The sequence below is a fragment of the Ruthenibacterium intestinale genome (assembly GCF_040096265.1).
GTDB lineage: Bacteria > Bacillota > Clostridia > Oscillospirales > Ruminococcaceae > Ruthenibacterium > Ruthenibacterium komagatae.
This window is the reverse complement of record NZ_JBBMFA010000064.1, coordinates 1-7330: the sequence shown is the minus strand read 5'-3', so window position 1 is coordinate 7330 and position 7330 is coordinate 1. Positions and strand designations below refer to the sequence as shown.

Annotated in this window: 8 protein-coding genes; 2 read left to right on the top strand and 6 right to left on the bottom strand. The window is 62.9% G+C overall.

Annotated elements, in window-relative coordinates:
• Positions 1-47 precede the first annotated feature (47 nt).
• The 3 genes from WMO24_RS04570 to WMO24_RS04560 form a co-directional block, all read right to left on the bottom strand.
• Positions 48-548, bottom strand: a complete 501-nt coding sequence (locus WMO24_RS04570; protein WP_349215139.1) for a GNAT family N-acetyltransferase — start codon at positions 546-548, stop codon at positions 48-50.
• Complete coding sequence (gene asnA / locus WMO24_RS04565) at positions 548-1552, bottom strand: aspartate--ammonia ligase (protein ID WP_349215138.1); 1005 nt, start codon at positions 1550-1552, stop codon at positions 548-550. The genes WMO24_RS04570 and asnA overlap by 1 nt, the downstream gene beginning before the upstream one ends.
• A gap of 78 nt (positions 1553-1630) precedes the next feature.
• A complete protein-coding gene (locus WMO24_RS04560; RefSeq protein ID WP_349215137.1) occupies positions 1631-2986 on the bottom strand; it encodes an MATE family efflux transporter in 1356 nt (451 codons plus the stop codon).
• 123 nt (positions 2987-3109) lie between these two features.
• On the opposite strand from WMO24_RS04560, the gene WMO24_RS04555 reads away from it, so the two are divergent.
• Positions 3110-4081 carry a Gfo/Idh/MocA family protein gene (locus WMO24_RS04555; RefSeq protein ID WP_349215136.1) on the top strand — a complete coding sequence of 324 codons (972 nt, stop codon included), beginning with the start codon at positions 3110-3112 and terminating at the stop codon, positions 4079-4081.
• A gap of 45 nt (positions 4082-4126) precedes the next feature.
• On the opposite strand, the gene WMO24_RS04550 is transcribed toward WMO24_RS04555, so the two are convergent.
• On the bottom strand, positions 4127-5125 hold the full coding sequence (locus WMO24_RS04550) for an ABC transporter substrate-binding protein (protein WP_349215135.1): 999 nt from the start codon (positions 5123-5125) through the stop codon (positions 4127-4129).
• Positions 5126-5264: 139 nt separating this feature from the next.
• Here WMO24_RS04550 and WMO24_RS04545 point away from each other — a divergent pair, with 139 nt between their 5' ends.
• Positions 5265-5609 (top strand): cupin domain-containing protein, encoded by a 345-nt coding sequence (locus WMO24_RS04545; RefSeq protein ID WP_349215134.1) that lies wholly within the window; start codon positions 5265-5267, stop codon positions 5607-5609.
• Positions 5610-5612: 3 nt separating this feature from the next.
• Here the strand turns inward: WMO24_RS04545 and WMO24_RS04540 are convergent, their stop codons facing one another.
• On the bottom strand, positions 5613-6431 hold the full coding sequence (locus WMO24_RS04540; protein WP_349215133.1) for an ABC transporter permease: 819 nt from the start codon (positions 6429-6431) through the stop codon (positions 5613-5615).
• The gene (locus tag WMO24_RS04535; protein ID WP_349215132.1) at positions 6418-7185 is read right to left on the bottom strand and encodes an ABC transporter ATP-binding protein; all 768 of its coding nucleotides are present in this window, start codon (positions 7183-7185) and stop codon (positions 6418-6420) included. Before WMO24_RS04535 ends, WMO24_RS04540 begins: the two co-directional genes overlap by 14 nt.
• Positions 7186-7330 lie beyond the last annotated feature (145 nt).

The window sequence follows — 7330 nt, the reverse complement described above, 5'->3', positions numbered from 1 at the left end:
CCCCCCCCCCCCCCCCCCCCCCCCCCCCCCCCCCCCCCCCCCGCCGCTCATTCGGTTCTTTGATAGGCCAGCCGCTGGCTCCCGTCGGAGCGCAGGCGGATGACACCGCAGTACACAAACCCGTTCTTGGCCAGCGCCCGCTGCATGGGAGCGTTGTCCCGGTGGGTGTCCATGCGCAGATTGGGACACCGGGCAAAGCACCAGTCCATACAGAAACCGGCCGCACCCCGGCCCGGCACCGCCACGGCCACCCGGTGCAGCACCCCATAGGGGCCGTCCGCCTTCCACGCGCCGTCAATGTGCGCGTAATCCGGTTCCGTCTCTTCCCCGCTGACGGGCGGGCGGAACAAAAAGGCCGCGCACAGGGTCTGTCCGTCCTCGCACACATAGCTCTCGCCCCGGGCGGCGTCCTCTTCCAGCATGGCGCGGGAAGGATAACCCGCCCGCCACTGAGTGGGGTTGCCGTTCTCCGCCATAAAGCGACGGGCGTCGGCGTACAGTGCCTCCAGCCGGGGCAAATCCTCCGCCACGGCGCGCCGCACGGTCATCACAGCAGCACCACGCCCGCGGCCTCACAGGCTTCGCGGGTGGCTTTGTCCCACAGGGACACCTGCACCTCGCCCACATGAGCCTTGCCCAGCAGCAGCATGCACAAACGGCTCTGGCCGATGCCGCCGCCGATGGTCAGGGGCAGTTCATCCCGCAGAAGCGCCGCGTGAAAGGGCAGCTTTGCCCGCTCCTCGCATCCGGCCAGCCGCAGCTGGCGGGCCATGCTCTCGGCGTCCACACGGATGCCCATGCTGGAGATCTCCAGCGCGCAGCCCAAGGGTTCGTGCCAGAACAAAAGGTCGCCGTTCAGCTGCCAGTCGTCGTAGTCCGGGGCGCGGCCGTCGTGGGGTTTGCCGCTTTTCAGCGCGCCGCCGATCTGCTCCACAAACACCGTTTTATACTCTTTGCACACGGCGTTCTCCCGCTCTTTCGGGGTCAGGTCCGGATACTTGTCCTCCAATTCCTGACTGGTGAAGAAGGTCACGTCCCGGCACAGGGTGGTGTCCAGTGCGCCGAACTGCCATTTCAGCTCGTCCAGCGTGCCGCAGATGGCGTTGACGATGTCCTGCACCGTGCGGCGCAGGAAGGCCTCGTTGCGCATCTCCCGGCTGATGACCTTCTCCCAGTCCCACTGGTCCACATAGATGGAATGCAGATTGTCCATCTCCTCGTCCCGGCGGATGGCGTTCATGTCCGTCACCAGGCCGTTGCCCACGTGAAAATCGTACTCGTGAAGCGCCAGGCGCTTCCATTTGGCCAGGCTGTGCACCACCACGGCCTCGCGCCCGATGGCGGGCACGTCAAAGGTCACCGGCCGCTCCACGCCGTTCAGATCGTCGTTCAAACCCGTGGCCGGGTCCACAAACAGCGGCGCGGTGACGCGCTTGAGATGCAGCGCGGCGCACAATTTGGTTTGAAAAATCTGTTTGATGAGGCCGATGGCCTTCTGGGTGTCGTACAGTCCCAGAACCGGCGCATAGCCCTGCGGAATCACTGTTCCCATAGTTTCTTCCCCCTCTGTGCGGCCCGAAAGCAGCCGCTTTGTTCTTTATTATAAGGGATGCGGACGTGACGGTCAATTCTAGATCACTTTTTTCTCTTTCCACTTGCCCCGGGCAAACCGGATGACAAAGCAGACGGACCGGAAGGCCCAGTCCAGCAGCATGGCGATCCAGATGCCTACCGCGCCCATGCCCATCTGCGCACCCAGCAGATAGCCGGACCCGAACCGGAACGCCCAGATGGAAAAGATGGACACCGACATGGTGAACCGCACGTCTCCGGCGGCGCGCAGCGCGTTGGGCAGCGTAAAGGACGCGGGCCACAGCAGCATGGCAAAACCGTCGTGGATCCACACCAGCGTTGTGGCCAGGGCCGCCGTCTCGGGCGAAAGGGTATACAGCCCCAGCAGGAAGGGCAGCCCCAGCAGAATGGATGCGTTCAGCACGCCGCCCATGAGATACACAAGCCCCAGCAGTTTTTTGGCGTAACGGGACGCCTGGCGGGTGTCTCCCGCGCCAATGCAGCGGCCCACCACGGTGATCATGGCCAGGTTGATGGCGTCGCCCGGGATGCAGCCCAGGCCGTCCAGATTGTTGGCCACCGCGTTGGCCGCGATCTGCACGGTGCCGAAGCCGGCGATGATGGCCACCACCAGGATGCGGCCCAGCTGAAACAGACTGTTTTCCACGGCACTGGGAATGCCGATGCGCAGGATCTTGCGCACCAGAGCCCCGTCGGGGCGGCGGGCCTGGGACAGGCGCAGCGGCAGCGGATTTTCCGCCCGGCACAAAAGTCCCGTCAGTGCGATGCAGCCCAGCACACGGGCCAGCAGCGTGGGCAGAGCCACGCCCGCCACGCCCAGGTGCAGCACGTACACGCACAGGGCGTTGCCCGCAATGTTGAACACGTTCATGCCCGCGCTGATGAGCATGGAGATGCGGGTGTTGTTCTGGCAGCGGAACAGCGCGGCCGAGGCGTTGTACACCGCCAGGAACGGATAGGACAGCGCGGTGATGAGCCAGTACAGCATGGCCGCGTCCATCACGTCGTCCTCAATGGCGCCGAAGGCAAGGCGCAGAATGGGTGCCCGCAGGCTCACCGCCAGCAGCGCCACTGCCAGCGAGATCAAAATGGTCAGCAGCACCAGCTGCCCGGCCGAGCGCTGGGCCTCGTCCCTGCGCCGCGCGCCCAGAAACTGGCTGGTGACCACGGCGCCGCCGGTGGCCAGCGCCGCAAACAGGTTGGAAATCAGCAGGTTCAGCATGTCCACCAGCGACACGCCCGAAACCGCCGCCTCGCCCACCGCCGAAACCATCATGGTATCGGCCATGCCCACGGCCACCACCAGAATTTGTTCGATCACCAGCGGCACCAGCAGGCTGCGCAGCTGCGCATTGGAAAACAGCGGTTTGTCCGTCTGTAAAGCACTCGTCATAGGTCTTTCACACTCCCCGGATACCGTTATACCACGTTCGGGGCCAAATGAGAAGAGAAAAAGGACTTTTCCCCCGGCCTGCACGGGTGTATACTGAAACAAAAAGCCTTGGAGGACGTTTTTATGCTTCGTTTTGCCATTCTGACCGCGGGCAACATCGCCCACCACATGGCCCGGACTGTGGCAGCCGTGCCCGGTGTGGTGGAACCCTACGCCATTGCCGCCCGGGACAAACAGCGCGCCGCAGACCTGGCCGCTGAGTGCGGTTTTGCCAAAAGCTACGGCAGCTACGAGGAACTGATGGCCGACCCCCTCGTGGACGTGGTATACATCGGCAGCACCCACAACCTGCACGCGCAGCATGTGCGCATGGCCCTGAACGCGGGCAAGCATGTGCTGTGTGAAAAGCCCCTGACCGTGAACGCCGCCCAGGCACGGGAGCTGTTCGCCCTGGCGGATGAAAAAAAACTTCTGCTGACTGAGGCCACCTGGACCCGCTTCCAGCCTGCGGCCCGTGCGCTGCGGGAGATTTTGGATTCCGGCGAGATCGGCCGTGTGGTGGGTCTCACCGCCAACATGGGCTGCGCGGTGGCCCACAAGCCCCGCATCGCCTTGCCGGAACTGGCGGGCGGCGTGCTGCTGGACCTGACCATCTACCCGCTGACCATTGCGGACATCGCCCTGGGCCAGCCGCTGGGCGCACCCAAAGGCCTGTGCGCGAAGAACGAAAACGGGCTGGACGTGCAGGAAGCCGTGCAGCTGGAATACGAGGGCGGCCGGCTGGCCAGCTTCTTTGTCAGCGGCCGCGCCGTGCTGGACAACACCGCCACGGTGTGGGGCGAACAGGGCCGCGTGACCCTGGAGGCCGATTTCTGGCACACCCAGGCGCTGACCGTGGAGAGTCCCAGGGGCGTGCGCCGTGTGGAGCTGCCCTTCGACGCCACCGGCTACGAGTACGAGGTGCGGGCTGTGGCCGCGGCGCTGGAAAGCGGCGCCCGGGAGTGCCCCGACATGCCCCGGTCCGCCACGCTGCGGATTCTGGAGCAGATGGACGCCCTGCGCGCCGCATGGGGCATCCGCTATCCTTTTGAATAAGCGTTCAAAAAGGCCGGGTTCTGCGAACCCGGCCTTTTTTGCGTCTTATTGCTCCATGGCCTTTTCGGCGAAGGTGTTGTTCACCACTTCTTCCCAGGGGGCGGTCTGGGTCAATTCGCCCGCCTCGGTCATCACGGTCTGCAGCAGATCAAAACTCTCCCTCGTCATCACCGGGTCCGTGCTGTATGCGCCGATGTCCTTGTAGCGCTGCACCGCGCTTTCCAGCAGCTCCAGATCCGTGTCGGCAAAGCTGTCCTGCACCGCTTCGGCCACTTCCCGGGCGGTGTGCTCCTGCACCCACTGCTGGCCCTTGTACACGGCGTTGGTAAACCGCTGCACAAGGTCCGCGTTCTCCGCCAGATAGCTCTTTTTGGCAAAATAGGCGGTGTACGGGATCTCGCCGGCCTCGTCGCCTACAGCCGCCACGATGTAGCCCTTGCCCTCAGCCTGCACGGCGCTGGCCGTTGGCTCGAACATGGTCACGTAGTCCCCGGTGCCGCCCAGGAACGCGCCGGTCATGTTGTCAAACTGCACGCTGGTGTCCAGGTTCATGTCCGTGGCGGGGTCCATGCCGTTTTTGCGGATGGCGTACTCAAAGGCCATATAGGGAACGCCGCCCTTGCGGCCGGGCAGAATGTGCGCGCCCTTCAATTTGTCCCAGGTGAAGGCGTCGTCCGACTGGCGGGCCACCAGAAAACTGCCGTCCCGCTTTGTCATCTGGGCGAACACCTGGGTGAAGTCCTCTTTGCCCTCGTTGTATACGTAGATGCTGGCCTCCGGCCCTGCAAAACCGATGTCGATGCTGCCGGAGAGCACCGCGCTCATCACCTTGTCGGCGCCGCCTCCGTTGGACAGCTCCACGTCCAGGCCTTCCTCCTCAAAGAAGCCCAGCGCCATGGCCGCGTACTGGGGTGCGTAAAAGATGGAATGCGTCACCTCACACACCGTGACTTTCTCCAGCGAAGCCTCGCTGCGCCCGCAGCCCGTCAGGGCGCCCAGGCACAGAACCGCCGTCAGGGCCAGGGCAATCATCTTGTTTCTCATAGACTATACACCTATCCTTTCTATGTATGCAGAACGGCACGCGCCGCCTCTGTCGCTTGAATGGGGCCTTTTGCCCCTTTTCAACGCCTGTTTTTTCGCTATACTGAAGATAGGAACTTTTGGAAGGAGTGCAACGACCATGGAAAAGCGCTATGAAAAAACTTCTCTTCTGGACATTTCTCCCACCCCGTGTCCCTGCGGGTCCGCCCGCCGCGCCTTTGCCGACCTGCCGGGAAGCGCCGCCTCGCTTCACTGCGTGGAGATCAAGCAGGATTCCCGCGTTCACTACCATGTGCACCACACCGAGATCTATCTGATTCTGGAGGGGACCGGCCACATGGAGCTGGACGGCGAACAGGTCCCGGTCAAACCCTTTGACGCCGTGTACATCCGCCCGGGCTGCCGCCACCGCGCGGTGGGGCAGCTGAAGGTCATCAACATTCCCATCCCCGCCTTTGACCCCGCGGACGAATATTTTGACTGACCGTTAAGCGCCGCGGCCCCAGCGGCGTTCCGCCAGGCGCTGGGCCAGCACCACGCTTTCGTACATCAGCGCGGCCAGCACTGCCAAAATCAGAACGCTGGACATGACCAGATCCAGCTGGAACACCTGCCCGCCGTAGACGATCAGGTAGCCCAGGCCCGCTTTGCTGACCAGGAACTCGCCGGCGATCACCCCCACCAGCGACAGGCCGATGTTGATCTTCAGCGAATTGAACAGGGTGCTCAGGTTGGCAGGCAGCACGATTTTTGCAAAGATCTGCCGTTTGGAAGCCCCGAACGTGCGGGCCATTTTGATCAGTTCCGGGTCGGTGGAGCGGAAGCCGGCCAGCATTTCCAGCACCGTGACCACCAGCGAAATGGCCAGTGCCATGAAGATGACCGCCCGGGTGCCCGCCCCGGCGATCAGAATGATGACCGGCCCCAGGGCGATTTTGGGCAGGCTGTTGAGCACCACCAAGTACGGTTCCGCCACACTGGAGGCAAAACCCGACCACCACAGCACCACCGCGATGACGAGCCCCAGTATCACGCCCAGCAAAAAACCCGTCAGCGTCTCGTACAGAGTGACGCCGATGTGCACCAGCAGATGGTTTTGGGACATGTTCAAAAGGGTCTCCAGAATTCGTGTGGGCTGACTGAGAATGAAACTGTCGATGATGCCCACCCGGGCCAGCCCTTCCCACAGAAGGAAAAACGCCGCCAGTATGCCGATTTGGCAGCCGAGTACCCGCCGTTTGCGGCGACGGCGGCGGCTGAGGTACTCCGCGCGCTCGCGGGAGACCCCGGTTTCATGTTGTCTCATTTTGGCTCAGCTCTTTCCATATGTAGTCAAAGTATTTGGCGAAATTCGGATGCGAGCGGCAGCCCAGGGGCGTGCGCTGCGGCCCGAAGTCGATGGGCAGAATGTCCTGCACCCGGGCGGGCCGTGCAGACAGGATCATGACCCGGTCGCCCATGCTGATGCTCTCGGGAATATCGTGGGTGACCATCAGTGTGGTGACGCCTTCCTTTTTCAAAATGGCGTACACATCGTCGGTGACGGTCAGCCGCGTCTGATAGTCCAGGGCTGAAAACGCCTCGTCCAGCAGCAGAATGTCCGGTCCTGCCGCCAGCGTGCGGATCAGCGCGACGCGCTGGCGCATGCCGCCCGACAGCTGCCGCGGATATTTTTCCACAAATTCCGCCAGGCCGTAGGTCTCCAAAAGCCGCACGGCCCGCTGCACATTTTCGGGCGTTTTGGCCTGCTGGATCTCCAGCCCGAACAGAACGTTGTCCAGAATGGTGCGCCATTCCAGAAGATTGTCGCGCTGCAGCATGTATCCCACATGGGGCGATGTGCCCGTCACCACCTCGCCCTCTACCAGCACCCGGCCGCCCGTGGGCTTTACCAGCCCGGCAATGACCGACAAAAGCGTACTTTTGCCGCAGCCGGACGGCCCGACGATGCTGAGGAACTCCCCTTTTTCCACCCCGAAGCTGACGGATTCAAAGGCATTGATCTCGCCGTTTTCCGCCTGATATTTTTCACTTACGTTTTCCGCACGCAAGATTTCCATGTCCGGCCCTCCTTCCGTTTATTATCAGTACATGCAGACAACGCGTTTTTTGCGCCAGAGAACGGAAGATTTTTCAAAAAACAGCCCGGGCGGGCCCTTTTTCGCCCCGAAAACGCAAAGAGGCCGCGGTCCGATGACCGCGGCC

Bases quoted from the DNA above. Each gene is read 5' to 3' on its own strand.
- WMO24_RS04535 (WP_349215132.1), bottom strand. From the start codon at position 7,185: ATGGAAATCTTGCGTGCGGAAAACGTAAGTGAAAAATATCAGGCGGAA.
- WMO24_RS04560 (WP_349215137.1), bottom strand. From the start codon at position 2,986: ATGACGAGTGCTTTACAGACGGACAAACCGCTGTTTTCCAATGCGCAG.
- asnA (WP_349215138.1), bottom strand. From the start codon at position 1,552: ATGGGAACAGTGATTCCGCAGGGCTATGCGCCGGTTCTGGGACTGTAC.
- WMO24_RS04570 (WP_349215139.1), bottom strand. From the start codon at position 548: ATGACCGTGCGGCGCGCCGTGGCGGAGGATTTGCCCCGGCTGGAGGCA.
- WMO24_RS04540 (WP_349215133.1), bottom strand. From the start codon at position 6,431: ATGAGACAACATGAAACCGGGGTCTCCCGCGAGCGCGCGGAGTACCTC.
- WMO24_RS04555 (WP_349215136.1), top strand. From the start codon at position 3,110: ATGCTTCGTTTTGCCATTCTGACCGCGGGCAACATCGCCCACCACATG.
- WMO24_RS04550 (WP_349215135.1), bottom strand. From the start codon at position 5,125: ATGAGAAACAAGATGATTGCCCTGGCCCTGACGGCGGTTCTGTGCCTG.
- WMO24_RS04545 (WP_349215134.1), top strand. From the start codon at position 5,265: ATGGAAAAGCGCTATGAAAAAACTTCTCTTCTGGACATTTCTCCCACC.